Origin of the sequence: Paenibacillus phytohabitans (assembly GCF_013141775.1) — a bacterium.
In the GTDB taxonomy this organism is placed as follows: domain Bacteria; phylum Bacillota; class Bacilli; order Paenibacillales; family Paenibacillaceae; genus Paenibacillus_AQ; species Paenibacillus_AQ phytohabitans.
Genome location: NZ_WHOB01000029.1, coordinates 47,453 through 66,345, shown reverse-complemented (window position 1 = coordinate 66,345; position 18,893 = coordinate 47,453). Strand labels below are relative to the sequence as shown.

Annotated in this window: 18 protein-coding genes; 16 read left to right on the top strand and 2 right to left on the bottom strand. The window is 54.1% G+C overall.

The window, feature by feature from the left end:
* Position 1 precedes the first annotated feature (1 nt).
* The 3 genes from proC (at position 2) to GC101_RS11985 (ending at position 2,289) form a co-directional block, all read left to right on the top strand.
* Positions 2–817: a pyrroline-5-carboxylate reductase gene (gene proC / locus GC101_RS11995; RefSeq protein ID WP_171717459.1), complete on the top strand. Its 816-nt coding sequence runs from the start codon at positions 2–4 to the stop codon at positions 815–817.
* Positions 814–1,602 (top strand): VOC family protein, encoded by a 789-nt coding sequence (locus GC101_RS11990; protein ID WP_171717458.1) that lies wholly within the window; start codon positions 814–816, stop codon positions 1,600–1,602. Before proC ends, GC101_RS11990 begins: the two co-directional genes overlap by 4 nt.
* A gap of 159 nt (positions 1,603–1,761) precedes the next feature.
* A complete protein-coding gene (locus GC101_RS11985) occupies positions 1,762–2,289 on the top strand; it encodes an NAD(+) diphosphatase (RefSeq protein ID WP_171717457.1) in 528 nt (175 codons plus the stop codon).
* 8 nt (positions 2,290–2,297) lie between these two features.
* Here GC101_RS11985 and GC101_RS11980 read toward each other — a convergent pair whose 3' ends face one another.
* Positions 2,298–2,900, bottom strand: a complete 603-nt coding sequence (locus tag GC101_RS11980) for a hypothetical protein (protein ID WP_171717456.1) — start codon at positions 2,898–2,900, stop codon at positions 2,298–2,300.
* A gap of 145 nt (positions 2,901–3,045) precedes the next feature.
* Between GC101_RS11980 and GC101_RS11975 the strand changes: the two genes are divergently transcribed.
* Positions 3,046–3,498 carry a NanQ anomerase/TabA/YiaL family protein gene (locus GC101_RS11975; protein ID WP_171717455.1) on the top strand — a complete coding sequence of 151 codons (453 nt, stop codon included), beginning with the start codon at positions 3,046–3,048 and terminating at the stop codon, positions 3,496–3,498.
* A gap of 138 nt (positions 3,499–3,636) precedes the next feature.
* Complete coding sequence (locus tag GC101_RS11970; RefSeq protein ID WP_171717454.1) at positions 3,637–4,791, top strand: YARHG domain-containing protein; 1,155 nt, start codon at positions 3,637–3,639, stop codon at positions 4,789–4,791.
* A gap of 301 nt (positions 4,792–5,092) precedes the next feature.
* On the opposite strand, the gene GC101_RS11965 is transcribed toward GC101_RS11970, so the two are convergent.
* A complete protein-coding gene (locus tag GC101_RS11965; RefSeq protein ID WP_171717453.1) occupies positions 5,093–5,758 on the bottom strand; it encodes a sensor domain-containing protein in 666 nt (221 codons plus the stop codon).
* Between the two features lie 200 nt (positions 5,759–5,958).
* Between GC101_RS11965 and GC101_RS11960 the strand changes: the two genes are divergently transcribed.
* The 11 genes from GC101_RS11960 to GC101_RS11910 all read left to right on the top strand — a co-directional run bounded on the left by GC101_RS11960 (position 5,959) and on the right by GC101_RS11910 (position 18,848).
* Positions 5,959–6,837 (top strand): AraC family transcriptional regulator, encoded by an 879-nt coding sequence (locus tag GC101_RS11960; protein WP_171717452.1) that lies wholly within the window; start codon positions 5,959–5,961, stop codon positions 6,835–6,837.
* 113 nt (positions 6,838–6,950) lie between these two features.
* Positions 6,951–7,682 carry a ThuA domain-containing protein gene (locus GC101_RS11955; protein WP_039309665.1) on the top strand — a complete coding sequence of 244 codons (732 nt, stop codon included), beginning with the start codon at positions 6,951–6,953 and terminating at the stop codon, positions 7,680–7,682.
* A 652-nt stretch (positions 7,683–8,334) separates the two neighbouring features.
* Positions 8,335–10,185 (top strand): cache domain-containing sensor histidine kinase, encoded by a 1,851-nt coding sequence (locus GC101_RS11950; protein WP_246354305.1) that lies wholly within the window; start codon positions 8,335–8,337, stop codon positions 10,183–10,185.
* Between the two features lie 3 nt (positions 10,186–10,188).
* Positions 10,189–11,385: a response regulator gene (locus tag GC101_RS11945; RefSeq protein ID WP_171717451.1), complete on the top strand. Its 1,197-nt coding sequence runs from the start codon at positions 10,189–10,191 to the stop codon at positions 11,383–11,385.
* Between the two features lie 182 nt (positions 11,386–11,567).
* On the top strand, positions 11,568–12,863 hold the full coding sequence (locus GC101_RS11940) for an ABC transporter substrate-binding protein (protein ID WP_171717450.1): 1,296 nt from the start codon (positions 11,568–11,570) through the stop codon (positions 12,861–12,863).
* Positions 12,864–13,216: 353 nt separating this feature from the next.
* Positions 13,217–14,098, top strand: coding sequence for a carbohydrate ABC transporter permease (locus GC101_RS11935; protein ID WP_171717449.1), 882 nt, complete (start codon positions 13,217–13,219; stop codon positions 14,096–14,098).
* Positions 14,095–14,913 (top strand): carbohydrate ABC transporter permease, encoded by an 819-nt coding sequence (locus tag GC101_RS11930; protein ID WP_039309671.1) that lies wholly within the window; start codon positions 14,095–14,097, stop codon positions 14,911–14,913. The genes GC101_RS11935 and GC101_RS11930 overlap by 4 nt, the downstream gene beginning before the upstream one ends.
* Positions 14,914–15,014: 101 nt before the next feature.
* Positions 15,015–15,731, top strand: coding sequence for an N-acetylmannosamine-6-phosphate 2-epimerase (locus GC101_RS11925; protein ID WP_171717448.1), 717 nt, complete (start codon positions 15,015–15,017; stop codon positions 15,729–15,731).
* Positions 15,728–16,627 carry an ROK family protein gene (locus tag GC101_RS11920; protein ID WP_171717447.1) on the top strand — a complete coding sequence of 300 codons (900 nt, stop codon included), beginning with the start codon at positions 15,728–15,730 and terminating at the stop codon, positions 16,625–16,627. Before GC101_RS11925 ends, GC101_RS11920 begins: the two co-directional genes overlap by 4 nt.
* An 8-nt stretch (positions 16,628–16,635) precedes the next feature.
* Entirely contained in the window at positions 16,636–17,328 is a 693-nt protein-coding gene (locus tag GC101_RS11915; protein ID WP_171717446.1) for a copper homeostasis protein CutC, read from the top strand.
* 14 nt (positions 17,329–17,342) lie between these two features.
* Positions 17,343–18,848 carry an alpha-L-fucosidase gene (locus tag GC101_RS11910; protein ID WP_171717445.1) on the top strand — a complete coding sequence of 502 codons (1,506 nt, stop codon included), beginning with the start codon at positions 17,343–17,345 and terminating at the stop codon, positions 18,846–18,848.
* The last annotated feature ends 45 nt before the right edge of the window (positions 18,849–18,893 follow it).

The following is an 18,893-nucleotide window of genomic DNA, read 5'->3' as shown; positions in this document are numbered from 1 at the left end:
TATGGCAGCGGGCAGAATTCATTTCATCGGCGGCGGGCAAATGGCGGAAGCGATCATCCGGGCCGTTGTCAGCAAGGGTACTTATACGGCTGAGCAGATCAGCGTGGCAGACATTCATGAAGAACGGACGTCCTATCTGAATACTGCCTATGGCGTGCGGGCAGCCGGCAAGTCTCAGGAGGCGGAGCTTGCCGGAGCTGATCTGATCATTATTGCCGTCCGGCCGCAGGATGATCTTGCAGCTGTTGGCGCGGCCATCTCCAGCTATGCGTCAAGCGGAGCGGCGGTCCTGTCCATTGTCGCCGGAGTGACCATCGATAGGCTGGGTGGTTACGTTGGAGCAGAACGCCCGATTATCCGGGTGATCCCGAATACGCTGACCGATACCGGACTCGGCTACAGCGGGGCAGCTCTGAACGCTTTCGCGGATAAGGAGCAGGTGGAGGAGTTCCTGAACGGGTTCGGCAAGGTGCAGTATCTGGAGGAATCACTGATTGATATCTTTACCGGGTACGGGGTGGCCGGGCCGAATTATGTCTATTATTTCATCGAGTCCCTGGCCGATGCCGGAGTGCTAGCAGGACTGCCGCGCGAACAAGCATGGACGACGGCGCTGGAGAATGTAGAGGGGGCCGTAGCCATGCTTCGGCACAGCGGACTGCATCCCCGGCAGCTGCTGGACATCAACAACTCTCCGGGCGGAGTTGGCATTCACGCGCTGTATGAGCTGAACGACAGTGACTTCGCAGCCGGGCTTCAGCGCAGTGTCAAGGCTGCAGTGAAACGCACAACGGAGCTGGGGCAGGTGAAGTCATGAGCGCGCTGCAGTGGGATCATACCGTGCATTATGTCAATGATCTTGAACAGGCCATCGGAGCCTTCAGGGACAATGGCCTGGCCGCTTCCTACGGCGGATCGCATAAGCTGTGGGGGACTCATAACGCGCTAAGCTATTTCGGGCTGAACTACATCGAATTTCTGGCGATTGAGGACCGGGAATTAGCGGCAAGTCTGGATACCCCTAATCTGGTGGTGAAGGATGCCGTGAATCTGCTGCCTGATCATGAAGGGTTCAGCAGGGTAGCGATCCGCACCGATGATATTGAAACAACCGCCTCAGCGCTGGAAAAGCAGGGCCTGAAGCTGTCTCCCGTACTTGATGGCAAACGGCTGAACGCACAGGGGCAGTGGATTGAATGGCGCATGCTGACCATCGGCGGCCATTATCAGGGTCTGGTCTATCCCTTCATAATCGAGTGGAAGGGAACCGATGCCCTGCGGGAAGAGGAGCTGACGGCAGCGGGAATTATCGTTCCACATCCGGCAGGAGAAGTGACGGTCCGCCGTGCTGTATTCTCCGTACCTGATCCGGCAGCGGCGGCGGCTCACTGGGGAGAAATCTTCGGCTTGGCGGAAGTCCAGGCCGGTTCATCTGCAACCCCCGGCGATAGCGTTTCACTCGCGGTTGGCGATAAGGTATTTGAATTCCGGCGCGGGGAAGACCGGCAGATGACCCGGCTGCTGCTAAGCGGCGATGCTCCGGGCCTGGCGGGCCGTACGCTCACTATTGCTCAAGGCGAGTATGTGTTTACAGCCGAGTAATGAAGAATTGTAAGTCCGTTGCCTGCGCGTGTTGCCGGCAGCGGGCTTTTTTTTGCCGGGAAGCGGTCTATGTGCGGTATTGAATTACGGCTGGTGTGTTCTTCAGCAATCGCTTAGAATAAGTCTGAACTATACCCATAACAGAAAGAAGCGATACACTTGAAGTTTTGTCTCGAATGTGGAAGCCGTCTGGTCCTGAAGGAATGTAACGGAGAGGGGGAGGTACCCTACTGTGAGTCCTGTGCCGCGTTCCGGTTCCCGGTGTTCAGCACGGCAATGAGTACAGCGGTGCTGAACAGGGAGCTGGATAGAATCCTGCTCATCCAGCAGTATAACCGCAAGGATTATATCCTGCTGGCCGGTTACGTGAATAAAGGGGAGAACGCCGAGGCAGCGCTGATCCGCGAAGTGCAGGAAGAAGCAGGGCTTGAGATCATCGCTTATGAATATATGCGCAGCCAGTATTTCGCCCCTTCCAATACGCTGATGCTTAATTTCATCAGTGTGGCTGACACGGAGGACCTAAGCGCAATGAGCGCTGAGCTGGATCATGCGGCATGGTTCACGCTGGATGAAGCTGCGGACGCCATACTGGAGGGCAGTCTCGCGGAGAGCTTCCTGCTGACGATTATCGGTAAGCTAAGACAAGGACGGACCTTGGAGAGCTTCACAGCGGCCTCACGTTAAGCATGATTTCAGGCTGAGACGATATTGCGGATTCTCTCGTGCACCTGCTGCGCCTCCAGAAAGGCTGCGGAGTACTGAAGATCTGTTTTTCTGGCCGGCAGCAGCCGGGGCAGGAAGGGAATCGATACGACAGGCGTATCCGCGTTGTTAAAATAGATTTTTAGCGTCAGCTCGCTGATCTCTTCGGCATTGCTTATGGCTTGGACAGCTTCTGCGAACCCGGGGGTGGCGGCTACACTGGGGCGGATTCTCGGCGCACTGGTCGTAATCCGGCTGGTCTTGCTGACTTTGCTGAGCGTTAAGGCATTCTCGACGATCTCCGCTCCCAGAATGGTGTCGAACGTGTAGGTGGTGGCTGTCGCCGGCTCCTGCCTGCCGGGATGCAGCAGACCGATGGCCATAGTCTGGCCCGCCTCATCCAAGGCGATCAGATGGGATTCATCAGGTGTGATGAACCGCTGGGGAAATTTAAGATTGAATGCGGACAAGGCATGGATGGCCTCTTTCCGGCCGGGTGCTTGGGGATGGGACCGTATGAACTGAAGCACCGCAGCTGACAGCAGGAGCGAAACGCCAAGCACAGCAAACATGTACATCAGAATAATAAGCACTGAACCGCCTCCTAAAAGGTAACTATTTAATAGATATGCGGGGAGTACGTGAACAAATACATAGACCGGGCCTGCCGGGATCATATATTATTTGGGTATTCTGCAAGGCGGGGAATAATTCAGAGATTCCAGGGGGATTCCAGGCATGATTGTTGATACACTTAGCCATTTGCTCAAAGATGAGGCTGCATACGGAGAGAAGATCCAGAGGGGGCTGCAGTTTCTGCGCGATACCGATTTCACCGGGCTAGCGGCCGGACGCCATGAGGTCAATGATGAGATGTTCTATTTCATCAACGAATATCAGACCAAGGATGCCGGAGAATGCTTCTGGGAAGCGCACCGCGTGAATCTGGATCTGCATTATATTCTGGAAGGTACAGAGCGGATCGGCTATGCTGCCATAGAGCAGCTTGACGTAAGAGATGACTACAGCGCAGAGAAGGATGCGATCTTCTTCACCGGTGCAGTAGAATCTACGGTAACTGCAGGACCGGGGGCTCTTATCGTGTGTTATCCGCAGGACGGACATATGACAGGGATTGAAGCAGGCAAGCCCGGGGCTGTGCGGAAGGTAGTTTTGAAGATTAAGCTATAGTTTTGTTAGGACTAGGAGCAACGGCTATGCTGACCCTCAGGGGACGGTGTAGCCGTTGCTGGTTAAGCTGCCGGCACAACGCTTCCCGTTGTCAAAAGATTATCAAATCAAATTCATATGACGAAGTGGGTCAACAAAATGGATTTTTGGAAGTTTCGGATTATATATGGGGTAATTGCTCTGTCATTAATCGTTTCTGGGTGTACTTATGCGGAAAAAGAGAAAGCCGCTGAAGGAGCGGTTGGTGATATAGTTGCGGCAAGTGAGACAACTGCTGCTCCTTCTACTGTTGCAGTTGCAATACGGGAATATATTTTGAAAGACAGCTCGAATACGTTGCTGTCCCCTGAAAAGATCGGCAGTCTGGACAACCGTATTCTGAAGCTTGCACGCAACGAGATATTTGCAAGGCATGGGTATGTATTTAAACAGAAGGATTTGAAGGACTACTTTGCCGCCAAGCCTTGGTATCATGCAGACTCTGCCTACAAAGAGCATCTTAGCCCGATTGAGAAACAGAACGTTGCGCTACTTCGTGACTACGAAGCCAAATACGCTGGCTATAGGCTCGAACCTTCACATACAGATGACGTCCATTTACGTGGTTACATAGGCGATTCGGGCTTTAAACAGAAGAAGATGAACGTGGATCTGAACGGAGATGGTCGTGAAGAAGAGATCCAGTTAATATCGCCGGCAATGGAATTAGGAGCCTTCAAGCTGAAGGTGAATAATATCACTATGGAGGTGGACAGTGAGCTGCTTCCATATCTGGATATTGTCGATCTGGATATTGATGATCCGTATTTCGAGATTGCACTTCAAATGGATTCGCAGATGGTCTCTTTACGATCAACATCTTTCTATACCTATGACGGTGAAACCCTCAAGCAAATGGGTGAGCTTCCCGATTTCTCGGCACGCAGCTCTATGTTTGACGGCCATGGGAGAGTGGTCAGCGCAAAAGAAAGCAACGACTTTCAGACCTGGTTCCGTAATTTGGTATTCCGTCTGGATGCCGAACATTCTCTCCATGAAGAGCAACAGGATTTTTATCCGATGGAACCACCGACGCCTTTAACGATCAAAAAGAAAATTGCCGTGCAATTTCATAAAGATGGCACGGACGAAGCCTTTTCGCTGGAACCTGGAGACAACGTGAAATTCATGGGTGACGACAAGCTCGGCCATATCAAGCTTCAGACTAGCACGGGTAAGGAAGTCTGGTACACCATGGGCGATGAGTACGTCGACTATAGTAGTTTTTTTGACGGGCTGATTTTATATGATTAGACGGAGGATGGCGGTATAGGACCCGTTGCTAAAAGTGGAAATGAACATTTATTTAAACTCACTGGTGACGGATCGACGAGTAATCAATCGTTAAGCTAACGGAAAACGTTAACTCAATAGCAGCGGCAGAACAAGACTTGATTTATCAAGTCTTGTTCTGCCGCTGCTTCATTTTAAGTCTCAATTTAAAAATAATTTTTCAGGGGCTGGCCATTCTTTCATAGCGTTTAATCACCTATTCCTCTAATGCTTTATTTTCACCCAACACCGGAGAGAAGTACCTTCGTCAGAAGTGGAACCTCTAAGCGTTATGTAGGATTTCGAGCGGAGCTTTCACATCCTGGTGTGTTCCAGAGATCATGTTGATCCAGGCAGTATACAAACGTCCAAGGCCCGAAAGCAGTAACGGCAGCATCAGCAGCAGTACAAATCCCATTCCGCATACGATCCAGGAGCGTTCATCCGGTGTTGTACCAGACAGGAACACGAAGACGTCCGGGTCCAGCATATTCTGGTCATAGGAGAATACGGAAGAACTGACTCTCTGGACTACAGGCGACAGGAGGGCACTAATGGCAACCGAGGGCAGGGCAAGAGCAAGGGTGAATCCCAGAATGCCTGCGGGCAGCTGCAGTATGCTGTACAGAATTCCCCGGTACGACTGGCCTTGGCGAAGCTGGTATCCTAATGTCCGCAGACCTTCCCAGCGGAAGGCAGACGGATGCTCTGGCATAATATGCTGCGCGGCTTCCCCTTTACCGTGAGACCAGGCTTCGGCAGCCTTCTGTTCGCTGATCATCAACGTGCGGCACCAGGTTAGTGTCAGGGCCAGCAGAGGCAGCCCAACCCATATAATTACCAGAGGCAGACTTACACATAGGCCTGTAATGGCAATAACAAAAGCGATTATTCCTTTGGGCAAAGAAAGCATGAGCATTTTCCACGCGTTTATACTTCGTCGTAACATCAGGGCAACCCCTCTCCAAATTTTACCTTCTTCAGTATAAAGGTTAAATCCATACAATACACGCACCCGGAGGCGGGAATAATACTGGTCTTTGGTCTAGTGCGGCTCTCCTATACTTTAAGTTGGCATGGGCAGGCATATTTCTCTAAAATGAATATAGAGTGTGCAATGATCAATATCCCGGACAAGGAGCCGCGCTTATGAATATCTATCTGGAAATTCCGGATGTGGACAAGCATTTTCCGTTTCGCAGCCTGGTCTGCGGAGGAGATGATCTGACCTATCCGCATTGGCATAAAGAAATCGAAATTATCTATGTAACCAAAGGAAGTCTGAATCTGGGAATCAATGATGTGCCGATCCGCATGGAGCAGGGGGAAGTGCAGTTCATCAACGGCGGAGATGTGCATTATTTCCTGGCGTCACCTGACAGTGAGCGGGTAGTGATACAGTTTGATCTGAATTTCTTTCAGGAGGTTGCAGCACTGGGAGGCAATGACTATCCGCTGCGGGATATGTTCACGGAGATGGAATTCTCCAGTTCAAAGTGGCCGAAAGGGGCTGCCGCCAGTATAAAGGCTCTGATTGAGAGCATTTATGAGGAGGATACACAGCGCCGGGAAGGCTACGCTTATCTGATTAAGGCCAGGATGTTTGAAATGCTGACGGTTATTATGCGGGAGGTGCCGAAGAGCAGGGTCAAGAAGCAGCCCAAGTTCTCGGAAGACACATTGTCCCAGTCCAGAGAGACGCTGGAGCGGCTGGAGCGGATCTTCAGCTATGTGGAGCAGCATTATCAGGAAGCGATTACACTGAATGAGGTGGCCGGCTACATGGGCTTCAGCCCGTATTATTTCACCAAGCTGTTTAAGAAGAATACGGGCATGACCTTTGTCACTTTTTTGACGGAATACCGGCTGAATAAGGCCAAATGGATTCTGCTCAACGAAGACCTGCCGATGTCAGCGGTAGCGGAAGCGGCCGGGTTCGGCAGCGGGAAGACCTTTCACCATTTATTCAAGGAAGCAACGGGGATCTCTCCGCTTAAATACCGCAAGACAATATCCGGGAATAATTGAGCAAGAATACAGGAAGAAAGCCTGCTTGCGGATTTGTATGATAGAGGTATAAAAAGTAGTCAAAAACTTAACTTAACCGTAAAATTCACCTTTGAAACAGGAGAGTGTCCATAGTGACCAGAGTAACCGTATGGAATGAATACCGCCATGAGCGGCAGGAAGAACGAATCCGCCAGGTCTATCCGAATGGCATACATGTACAGCTGGCCTCTTTTCTGAGCGCAGCGGGACTGGATACGAGAACGGCAACGCTGGACGAGCCGGAGCATGGCCTGACAGAAGAAGTGCTGAATAACACTGATGTACTGGTATGGTGGGGACATGTTGCCCATCAGGAAGTGAGTGACGAGGTAGTGAACCGGATTCATAAGCGCGTGCTGGAGGGGATGGGGCTGGTGGTGCTGCATTCAGGCCACATGTCCAAAATCTTCATCAAGCTCATGGGCACAAGCTGTGATCTGAAATGGCGCGAAGCCGGGGAGAAAGAACGCCTCTGGGTGATGGAGCCCAGCCATCCGATTGCCGCAGGCATCGGCGAATATATTGACCTGGAGCAGGAAGAGATGTACGGGGCGCACTTTGACGTGCCTGCACCGGAGAGCCTGATCTTTGTCGGCTGGTTCGAAGGCGGCAATGTGTTCCCGAGCGGATCAACGTACCGGCGCGGCAGCGGGAATATTTTCTATTTCCAGCCCGGCCACGAGTCCTATCCAACCTATTACAACAAGGAAATTCAGCAGGTTATCATCAACGGCGTGAACTGGTGTGCTCCGGTCAAGCGTGATGTTCCGGTGTACGGCCATTCCGAGGCGCTGGAGCCGATTAGAAGCACAGTAGGCGTATAACCTATAGCCTTGCAGTCGATGAAAAAGTTACCCGCCAGACCTAACGGTCTGGCGGTTTTTTTTGTGCTGCCGCGCTTAGCGGATGGGTTACGCTGTAGAATCCTGCAGAAAATACAACATTTTCTTCAGGATAGCGGCTCTAATCCAGGATTGTTGTACGAAAGGCAACATTTTCTCTCCTGAAAGCGGCCAAGCGGGAAAAATCTTGTATTTCGTATAACAATCCTTAGGAATCCTCCATTATTGGGAGGTTCGAGTTGCAAAACGTACAACATTTTCATTTTGAGGCCGGCCTTCACAAGCCGCATTCATTTCACTGCTGGCCGGGACCGTCCTACACCACACTTGTGTTATTAGTTGTGCTGCTTCTGCTGCGGCTATAAGCTCAGCGCTAGGTTCCCGCACTCCCGCACGTCTCCGGTTAGCCATGACCAACCTTACGCTTGTGGCAGATAAACTAACAATGGTGAATTTAAACTAATTAAGTTGCGGCATATATATGTTAGATATAAATACTTGTATATCAAGGGTTTGGCTATTCTGCCAAGTCTGGAGTGAGAGGATGTTAAATATTTACTCCGTTATTTTCCATGCAGCAGTCTGCAGAATCCTTTATACTGAATAAAATTTAACGGACCAGGAGGAGAGGCTGATGATGCGGCGGTGGAACAACTTAACATACCAGAGCAAGCTGATGCTCGCCTTCTTCATGCTTGGGATTATCCCGTCGATTGTGATCGGCACGATGGCATATTTCAAATCGGTCAGCACGCTGGAGTCGCGGGTGAACGCCGATCTCGGCGTCATTGCCGGACAGCTGAATGCGGCGATCCAGCGCCAGGTGGAGGATGTGGACCGTTTCAGCACTTTTCCTTATTTCACACCGGAAATCTTTCAAATATTGAACCAGCCTTACGTACCCCGCGACCAGTGGGGTTACCGCGAGATTGAAACCCAGCAGCAGTTCGCCAAGCTGCTCGTGACTTATCCTTCGATTTTCTCCACGATTCAAGGTCTGGTATTCTACAGCACCAAAGGCAATATCTACGGCTACAGGGTTAGCGACCGCTCCTCCATTAATGAAGCCGTAAGTCCGGTAGACGAGGAATGGTATAAGGAGACCCTCAAACGGAGCGGAGGCGTATTCATCTCCGGGCTGCGGCTGGAGCGGCAGTTCAATAGTGCTCCGTTCCCCACGATTACTGCTTCCCGCGTGCTGCTTAATGATGATTTCACTCCGGCCGGAGTAGTAGCCGTGGATATCCGTCCTGACTTCATGGACAAGATTGTCCGTTCCTTCCAGCTGGAGAGCATGCATGTGATTGTGGCCGATGAGAAGGGGGAGCTGATCTATTCCACACAAACCGGAGACAACGAGCGGTTCCTCCGCGCTGCGGCAGAGCAGTCCTCGCACAGCGGGACAAGCCGCGGCCTGATCAATCTGCCCGATCTGGGCGGCGGGCTGGCAGCGGCGACCGGTGTATATGCGCACAGCGAGTATTTGGGCTGGACAAGTTATCTCATGATTGACCGGGAAGAACTGCTCGGCGACGCGAATGTGATCCGCAACTTTACCGTGGTGCTGGTGCTGATCTTCAGTGTGGCCGCCGCCGTCTTGTCGCTTTTGCTGGCCCGGAATCTGTCGAGGCCGATCCGCAGCCTGATCTCTTCCATGCGCGACGTAGAGCGGGGACTGTTCATCACTCCGGCGGCTCCGCCGGTCCAGGGCGAAATCGGCCAATTGCATCTCAGCTATGTCACGATGGTGCGGCGGCTCGATGTGCTGGTCCAGTCGATTGAAGAGAAGGAGCGGCAGAAGCGGGAGGCCGAGCTGTATGCGCTTAGAGCGAGAATCGCTCCCCACTTCCTGTATAACACGATTAATTCCATCCGCATGCTGGCCGTGCTGCAGCAGTCGGAAGGCATCGCCCGGCTGCTGCAGTCACTGAACAAGCTGCTGCATGCCAATATGAAGCTGGACAGCGAGCTGGTGCCGCTGTCTGCGGAGCTGGAGCTGCTGCATCATTATGTGCGGCTGATGGAGCTGCGCTACACGAACCGCTTCAAGGTGGAGTGGCAGATTGAAGAGAATACGGGGCAGGCGATGGTCCCGCCGATGATTCTGCAGCCGCTGATGGAGAATGCGATCTTTCACGGCTCCTTCGATATCGAAGGCCCGCTGCTGATTGAGGTGGGGGCCCGGATAACAGGGAACGGCGGGGATGAGCTGCTGATCACCATCACGGACAGCGGGCACGGTATACCGCAGGATACACTGGAGGTGCTCAACGGCGAGAGAGAGCAGGGCCCAGCCCCTGATGGGGACGGCAACGCGGGTTCAAGCATCGGTGTAGCCAACGTCCGTGACCGTATCCGGCTTAGGTTCGGACCGCCGTATACCTTGACGCTGAAGAGTGGTCCGGGCCAGGGAACCCGGGCAGAATTATATTTGCCTTATCAACCGGAGGACGGAGATACGTCCCGGCCGCGAATGGAGGAATGAAGCATGTGGAATTTGCTTGTAGTGGAGGATGAGACCATTGTGCGGCTGGGGCTGCGCTATATGCTGAATTGGGATGAGCTTGCCATTGCCTGGAAAGCCGAAGCTGCGAACGGGCATGAGGCGCTTAAGGTGCTGGCCCGGGAGGAGATTCACATTGTGATGACGGATATCCGCATGCCTGGTATGGATGGCCTGGAGCTGGCGCGCAGAATCAAGGAACAGTACCCCAGTGTGCAGATTATCTTCTTCAGCAGCTTTGAGGACTTTCCTTATGTAAAAGAAGCTGTCCGCATCGGAGTCGTTGATTATTTGCATAAGCCGACGATGGCAGCCGAGGAGATTGCAGCAGCGCTGCTCAAAGCAGCGGGGACCCTGGAGCAGCTTCATCAGGCGGCAGTGCCGCAGGTGCCGGGATACAGCGATAAGGACCGGGATCAATTCCTGCAGTCGATGTTTGAGACACAGGCCCCCCTGGAGAATTGGCTGGAGCAGTGGCAGCAGTATGGACTGGAGACCCTGTATGGAGAGGGATACCGGCTGGCTATTCTGCGCATGGCCGAGAACGAAGGGATTGAACCGCAGGCGGCGCTGGCCCGCTTTATGTCGTTCCGGTATTATCTGGAGGAATATACTTCCCGGGAATGGGGCGGGATATTGCTCAGCCGGGAGAACAAGGAGCTGGTCTGGCTGCTGCCGCAGAAGGCGTCCATTGACGAAGCGGGAGCCGGTGCGATGCAGGGTTATCTGGATCAGCTGGAACAAGGGTTGTACAAAATGCTGGGCATCCGAATGGCGTATACCTGCAGCGGACTTCACCGGACAGCGGAGGAGCTGCCGGAGGCCTATAGAAGTGCGGCGGAGCGTGAGCCGGTGAGCGGCGGGAAGCTGAGCGGAATTATCCGGCTGGCAACGGCTTATATCGATGAGCATTTGCTGGAGGATGTGACGCTGGTGCGGACCGCAGAGGCGATTCATGTCAGCGTCAGCCATCTGAGCCGCCAGTTTCTTAAGGAGACCGGACAGCATTTCAATGAATATATGACCGCCAAAAAAATGCTCCTGGCCCGCAAGCTGCTGCGCGAGAGCAACCGGAAGGTGTACGAGGTGGCCGAGGAGCTGGGGTATGCCAACCCGCATTATTTCAGCAAGCTGTTCAAAGATGACACGGGTCTGACACCGCTGGAATTCCGCAATCAGTGAGTAAAGAGCAAATATTTGACGTAAACAGCAATTCTCGTCTAGTTGGAGGATCGGACATCCGGCAGAGCGGCCAAGATAAGCAATTAATAGCTATAAAGCAGCAGATCAACCTGGTAGTTAACCTGACACAAACAGAGTACGATTAACTCATGAAACAAACATAATGTCAGGGAGGCTAACACATGAGAAGAAAAGGCGGGTTCTGGTGGTTGTCGGTATTATGTCTTGGGTTGTTGGTCATTCTTGCAGGCTGCGGCAGTAATAATGCGGCATCAAACGGTAATTCCGGAGCGGCTGCTACAAGCGGTTCTGCTGCAGAAGGGGATGCTGAGAAAGAGCCGGTGGTGCTGAAGCTGACCACATGGAACCCGATCAGCCAGACGGTGGTTGATAAATTCCAGGAGAAATATCCCTACATCACGATAGAGCACGACAAAGTGTATGATCAATTCCGGGAAATCATCCGTACGCGGATTGTCTCCAAGTCCGATATGGACATGTTATGGCTGTTCCCGAACCAGGTGGCCGAATTCTCCAAAGAGAATGTCCTGATGGACATCTCCGGCAGCCCTTGGCTGGATAATTATCTTGAAGCTGCGGTGAAGCTGGGCACAGTGGACGGCAAAACCTACGGCGTTCCCTATAACAGCCAGCCGATCGTAATGTTCTATAATAAAACGCTGTTCGACCAGCTGGGGCTTGAGATTCCGACCAATTGGGAAGAGCTGATGGCGGTGAGCGAGACCATCAAAGCCAGCGGCACCGCACCGATGGTCATCGGAAGCAAGGACGGCTGGGCGACCCAGTTCATCACCACTTCACAGTTCGGACTGTATCAGCATGACAATGCGGACGTATTCCCGCAGCTGGCCAGCGGGGACAAAAAGTGGACCGATCCTGAGTTCACAGGTTACTTCGACGGCATGAAGGAACTGGCGGATAAAGGGTATCTGCTGGAGAACTCGGTCGGCCTCAGCTATGACCAGGTGGCGCAGGTATTCAAGGAAGGCAAGGCCGCCATGTGGCCGATGGGCGAATGGGGCTACAGCGAGAACTTTGATGCAGACTTCTCCGCCTTTGAGCTTAGTGCCTTCCCGATTCCCGTCAACCGCGGCGATCAGCCGCTCGTAACGAATCTGGTGTCCGACAACCTGCTGGTTGGCGTATCCTGGAGCAAGCATCAGGAAGAAATCAAACTGTTCATGGAATTCGTGGCCGAGCCGGAAATGGCGAAGATCTGGTCCGATGAAACGAAGCAGGCGGTAACGGTAAAAGGCGGCACATCCGAAACCTACAGCCCGCTGGCCGCTTCTCTCCAGCCGCTGATTGATGCCAGCGAAGCCCAGATTTTCCCGAGTATGACCTCGTCCATCGAGCCGGTAATGTTCCCGATCTTCCAGCAGATTCTGCTGAAGCAGAACGTGGACACCACCAAGCTGTTGGAACAAATGCAAACGGCTCAAGATAAAGATATATAGAACATATAAGACAAACAAAACTATAAAGATTGAACTGAGAAAGAGACAATACAAGATGAAAGTAACGGAGGGGAAATTTGGAACTGTAGGAGCGTTAGCGTCCGCCTTTGTCCCCGGATTTCCACCGCGGCCAGCGGTTGCAAATCAAGAAATCTGGGGACAACAGCGGCCGGAAGTCCAAATGTTCACCGCAGTTACGGCCTACATCTAATTGGAACGTTCTTAATGTTTAATCTTTATAGAACACACACAACACAAGAGAATAAGCGAAAGCTCAGATCAAGGACAACCCTGTCTTTCGCTTAGGTTTCTTTTTTTTTACCCAAATTTGGGGTGAGGGATGGAGGCAGAAGATGAAATTCATGAATTTTCGCAATTACCTGCTGTTTATCGCGCCGGCGCTCCTGATCTACCTGCTGTTTTTTGCCGGACCGATCTTCAGCGGCTTGTACTATGGCTTCACCGACTGGAACGGCTTCTCGTTCAAGGCCGACTGGGTCGGGCTGGAGAACTTCCGCGAAGCCTTCCGTGATCCGCTGCTCCTGACGGCGCTGAAGAATATGGCGATTCTCTCCGTTGTAGTCATCGTGCTGCAGCATAGCGCATCAATTCTGCTGGCCGTACTGCTCGACCAGAAGCTAAAGGGCATTGTATGGATGCGGGCGATTATCTTTTTCCCGGTTATCCTGAACACCGTTGTAATCGGTTATGTATGGAGCTACATGTATGCGCCGATGGTCGGATTTCTGCCGAAGTTTTTTGCCGCAATCGGGCTGAATGGTCTGGCGCAGCTGGACTGGCTCGGTAATCCTTCCCTGGCAATCTACGCGATTGCACTCGTCATGGTCTGGCAGTACACAGGCTACTCAATGATGATCTACTTGGCTGGACTACAATCCGTTTCGGGTGAAATATATGAAGCTTCAAGCATTGACGGCGCGGGGCCGTGGAATAAATTCTGGAAAGTTACGCTGCCGCTGCTGATTCCTTCGGTCATTGTGAATACGGTACTGTCGGTGATCGGCTGTATGAAAATGTTCGAGCATGTCTTCATCATGACGCAAGGCGGACCGGCCAACTCTACGCAGACCTTCGGGATTATGATCTATCAATATGCCTTCAAAACCTCGCAAATGGGCTACGGCACCGCGATGGCGATGATCCTGTCCGTGATGATTCTGGTTGTAACCTTTGTGCAGATGAAGCTGCTCAGCCGTCTGGAGGTGGCGAATTGACGACTACATTACAGAAAACCTCAATCTACACCGTGCTGATTATCGCGCTCATTATTGTACTCGTTCCGATGGCGGTCATGATCTCGGTTTCGCTGCAGACACCGTCAACGATCAATCCGCTTAGCCTGCCCAAAGATCCGCAGTGGAGCAATTATACCGAAGCGTTCCGCACCGGCAACCTGCTGCCGTATTTCGGGAACAGCATACTGGTGCTGGTGATGACAACCGCTGCCGCCATCGGCGTCTCGGTGCTGGCTGCTTACGGTCTGCATCATGGCAAAAGATATAAATCGGACGCGATGTCGACCTTCTTCCTGATGGGGCTGATCCTTCCGGCCTTCTCCGGCACGATTCCGGCGTTTCTGGTGCTGCGGGAGATTCATCTGCTCAACACGCATGTCGGGCTGTCACTGATCCAGATTGCTTCCGGGCTAGCCCTGCCGATCTTCCTCTATGTGAATTTCTTCAAGACCGTGCCGACTGAAATTGAGGAGGCTGCGCTGGTGGACGGCTGCGGGCCTTGGCGGACCTTTCTGAAGATTATTTTTCCGCTGACGCTGCCGATTACGGCGACCTGTATTATCGTGGTGGCGATCAACTCGTGGAATGACTTTTTCAATCCGCTGGTCTACCTGTCCTCGCCGGATATGCGCACGCTGCCCGTAGGCCTCATGGCCTTCAAAAGCCAATACAACACCAACTGGCCGCAGATGTTCGCCGGAGCTGCACTTGTGGCCCTGCCGATCATCATTCTCTACCTGTTCGTCCAGCGCTTCATTATTAAAGGCTTGGTGGGCGGGGCAGTTAAGGGTTAAGAGGCTTGAGAGGCTGGTAGACTAAGGTGCAAGAATGAGAGAATGTTAAGAGGGCAGCCGTGTAATACACGAAAATGATATGCAGGGAGGGTGTGCGAGGTATGGAAAAACGCTCAGGGAGTCTCATTCCCTATCAGGGTCTGGTCGTATCCTGCCAGGCGCTGGAGGACGAGCCGCTGTTCGGAAGCCATCATATGGTGGCGATGGCGATGGCGGCGAAGGAAGCGGGGGCGGCCGGTATCCGTGCCGGAGGGCTGGCGGATATCCGGGCGATTAAGGATGCCGCTGGCTTACCGTTGATCGGACTGGTCAAAATACAGCATGAAGGCAGTGAGGTCTACATTACGCCGACGCTTGAGGATGCACTCGCAGTACATGCGGCCGGGGCCGATATTGTGGCCATCGATGGTACCAGGCGGCTCCGGCCGGACGGGCGCACGCTGGAGGCGACCCTTGCCGCGCTGAAGGCTGCGGGGATACCGGTGATGGCCGATATTGCGACCTTCGAAGAAGGGGTGCAGGCGGCCGGATGGGGCGCGGATTACATCTCGACTACGCTATGCGGTTATACCGCAGAGACGCTGGGAACTCCGCTGCCGAATCTGGATTTGCTGGAGCGGCTGTCCGCTGTCCTGAAGGTGCCGGTAGTCGCCGAAGGCGGGATATCCGAGCCGGCGCAGGCGGCTGCGGCGCTGGAGCTGGGTGCGGACTTCGTCGTCGTAGGCTCGGCGATAACCCGCCCGCAGTGGATAGCCGCCCGTTATGTGAAGGCGATGAAAGAGAAGGCGGGCGGCGCAACAACGGAGGCCGAAGGATGAGCCGCTATTATATCGGGGCCGATATCGGCGGAACCTTCATTAAGGCGGCAGTGGTGGACGGGCAAGGGGAGATTGTTGCCCGCCGCAGTACCGCTACGCCTGTGAACGAGGGGGCAGCAGGGATTCTCGCTGCGCTGAAAAAGATTATTGCAGAGCTTGTGTGCTGCGGATACGGGCTCGGCGGCATTGGCATAGGCACTGCCGGGCGGGTAGATCCGGCTGAAGGCGTAGTCCTCTATGCGACGGAGAATCTGCCGGGCTGGACCGGCATGCGCCTGGCGGAAGCTGTGGAGGAGGAGTTCGCGCTGCCTGTGTCGGTTGGCAACGATGCCAATGCAGCCGCTCTTGGCGAAGGCTGGCGCGGGGCGGCTGCGGGGCTGGAGCATTATGTAATGCTGACGCTGGGTACAGGTGTCGGCGGAGCTGTTATTCATAATGCTGAGGCTATCTCAGGCAGACAGGGCGGGGCCGGGGAGATCGGGCACATGGTGCTCCATCCCGGAGGAATTCCCTGCAGCTGCGGGCAGCGGGGCTGCGCCGAGCATTATCTGTCCGGCAGGGCGCTTAGCCGGCTGGGCGCAGAAGCCGCGGAGGGCTGGGACGGCCGCAGACTGCTGGCGGAATTCGCCGCAGGCAGCGCCGCAGCGGCTGCACCCATGAAGAGATATATGCACGACCTGAGCCTGGCCGTGCATAATATCCAGTCTTTCATGGACCCGGAGGCGATTATTCTTGGCGGCGGAGTCGCGGAATCCCATGCCTTATGGTGGGATGCCTGGATGAGCGGGCTTGCCGCCGTGTCACCGCTGTCCATTAAGGTGCTTCCTGCCGAGCTTGGCAATGATGCCGGAATGATCGGCGCGGCACGGATGATTATGAACAAGGAAGGGAAGTAGAGTGAACTATGCTGTTAGAGGTTATAGCCACGACAGTAAGTGATGCAGTTACCGCTGAACGTTATGGAGCGGACCGGATCGAGCTGATTACCGGAATCCGTGAAGGCGGTTTAACGCCCAGCCTTGGGCTGATTGAAGCGGTGCGGGAGGCAGTCAGTATTCCCGTAAGAGTAATGCTGCGGCCGCATGCGCGCTCCTTCCGGTATGACCCATCCGACGCGGAAACGATGCTGCGCGATATCCGGCATATTGCCGGAGTGGGCGGACTGTCCCTGGTCACGGGCATGCTCCGCAGTGACGGGACCGTGGATGAAGAATTGCTGGTCCGGCTGCTTGATGCTGCGGCCGGGATGGAGGTAACGTATCACCGGGCTTTTGATGAGGTGCGGGATCAGCTTGAGGCGCTTGAAGTCTTGAAGCGGTATCCGCAGATTACGGATATATTGACCTCCGGCGGCAGCGATAAGGCTACTTCCGCTGAGGGTATGGCGAGGATTGCCGTATTGGAACGGCTGTCCGCCGGTTCTTCGCTCTCCATCCTTGCAGGCAGCGGCTTGAATGCTGCAGGCCTGAAGGATTTCATCTCCCGGACGGCTGTCCGCCGGGTGCATTTCGGTTCCGCTGTCCGGGAGGACGGCGATCCGCTGAGGCCGGTTGACCCCGGGCGGCTGGAAGCCGTCCGCAAGATTCTCAAACCATAGAAGAGGTGAGTTCCTTGTCAAAACCATCGCTGCATGAGCTGCGCAGACAGAAGAAGCTGGAGATCAAGGATACTGTAGAGAACGGCCCGTTTAGAGCAGATTGGAAGTCTCTGGAGGAGTACTCCGTTCCCCGCTGGTACGAGGATGCGAAGTTTGGGATTTTCATTCATTGGGGGGTGTATTCTGTACCCGCCTTCGGGACAGAGTGGTATGCGCGCAATATGTACAGGGAAGGCACTGAGGTGTATGAGCATCATCTGAAGACCTACGGCCCGCCGGATACATTCGGCTATAAGGATTTCATTCCCCAGTTCACGGCGGAGAAATTCGATGCCGAGGAGTGGGCTGCCCTGTTCAAACGCGCCGGTGCCGCGTTCGTAGTGCCGGTTGCCGAGCATCATGACGGCTTCGCCATGTATGACTGCCCTTATTCGGAGTGGACCGCTGCCAGGATGGGTCCGCGCAGAGACATTATCGGCGAGCTTGGCTCAGCCGTGCGGCGGCATTATATGACCTTCGGCGTCTCCAGCCACCGTGCGGAGAATTGGTGGTACTACAACGGAGGCCGCGAGCTGCCTTCAGATGTGCAGGACCCGAAATACGCGGAATTGTACGGTCCGGCGCAGCCTTGCTACGGCGATCCGGCGTATCCGCTGCCGATTCTGCCGCCGAATGAGGAATTTCTGGACGACTGGCTGGTCCGCATCTGCGACCTGATCGACCGTTACGGACCGCAGCTGGTCTATTTCGACTGGTGGATCGAGCAGCCGGTCTTCAAGCCTTATCTGCAAAAGCTCGCCGCCTACTATTACAACAAGGCTGCGGAATGGGGCCAGGGGGCAGTCATCAACTATAAATTTGATGCTTTTGCCGAAGGAACCGCCGTCTATGATATGGAGCGGGGCCAGCTGGCCGATATTAATCCGGAGGTCTGGCAGACCTGCACCTCGGTAGGTGAAACCGCCTGGTGCCATATTGCCGACCACAAATATAAGACCCCGGGAGTTATACTCGGCGACCTGGTCGATATAGTCAGCAAAAACGGCGTCATGCTGCTGAATGTCGGGCCGCGTGCGGATGGGACTATTCCCGAAGAAGAGCAGCAGCTGCTGCTGGAGGTAGGGGACTGGCTGGCGGTAAACGGGGAAGCAATCTATGGAACGCGGCCCTGGAAGGTATATGGCGAAGGCCCGACCCAGATCGTCAGCGGAACATTTAACGATACGAAGCGCAGCCCGTTCACCCCGCAGGATATCCGCTTCACCGCCAGAGGCGGGGAGCTGCTCTATGCCTCTGTTATGGGCTGGCCCGAGGGCGGAACGACAGTGATCGGGACCTTGGGCAACCGCTCCAAGCAGCTCGCCGGAGAGATTCTGCAGGTGGAGCTGCTGGGCTGGAACGGAGAGCTGCAGTGGAGCCGGGCCGGTGAAGGCCTGATTGTAGAACTGCCCTCTGACATGCATGACCGGGGTATTCTGGTGCTGAAGATCAGGTATTCTACACCTGAAGCGGCGAAATAAATATTTGAGCTGTAAAGGGGCGGGCGGTGGAGTTAAGGGACTGCT

Excerpts from the sequence above, each read along its gene's own strand:
- proC (WP_171717459.1), top strand. The coding sequence starts at position 2 with ATGGCAGCGGGCAGAATTCATTTCATCGGCGGCGGGCAAATGGCGGAA.
- GC101_RS11990 (WP_171717458.1), top strand. The coding sequence starts at position 814 with ATGAGCGCGCTGCAGTGGGATCATACCGTGCATTATGTCAATGATCTT.
- GC101_RS11975 (WP_171717455.1), top strand. The coding sequence starts at position 3,046 with ATGATTGTTGATACACTTAGCCATTTGCTCAAAGATGAGGCTGCATAC.
- GC101_RS11970 (WP_171717454.1), top strand. The coding sequence starts at position 3,637 with ATGGATTTTTGGAAGTTTCGGATTATATATGGGGTAATTGCTCTGTCA.
- GC101_RS11965 (WP_171717453.1), bottom strand. The coding sequence starts at position 5,758 with ATGTTACGACGAAGTATAAACGCGTGGAAAATGCTCATGCTTTCTTTG.
- GC101_RS11960 (WP_171717452.1), top strand. The coding sequence starts at position 5,959 with ATGAATATCTATCTGGAAATTCCGGATGTGGACAAGCATTTTCCGTTT.
- GC101_RS11950 (WP_246354305.1), top strand. The coding sequence starts at position 8,335 with ATGATGCGGCGGTGGAACAACTTAACATACCAGAGCAAGCTGATGCTC.
- GC101_RS11945 (WP_171717451.1), top strand. The coding sequence starts at position 10,189 with ATGTGGAATTTGCTTGTAGTGGAGGATGAGACCATTGTGCGGCTGGGG.
- GC101_RS11940 (WP_171717450.1), top strand. The coding sequence starts at position 11,568 with ATGAGAAGAAAAGGCGGGTTCTGGTGGTTGTCGGTATTATGTCTTGGG.
- GC101_RS11935 (WP_171717449.1), top strand. The coding sequence starts at position 13,217 with ATGAAATTCATGAATTTTCGCAATTACCTGCTGTTTATCGCGCCGGCG.
- GC101_RS11925 (WP_171717448.1), top strand. The coding sequence starts at position 15,015 with ATGGAAAAACGCTCAGGGAGTCTCATTCCCTATCAGGGTCTGGTCGTA.
- GC101_RS11920 (WP_171717447.1), top strand. The coding sequence starts at position 15,728 with ATGAGCCGCTATTATATCGGGGCCGATATCGGCGGAACCTTCATTAAG.
- GC101_RS11915 (WP_171717446.1), top strand. The coding sequence starts at position 16,636 with ATGCTGTTAGAGGTTATAGCCACGACAGTAAGTGATGCAGTTACCGCT.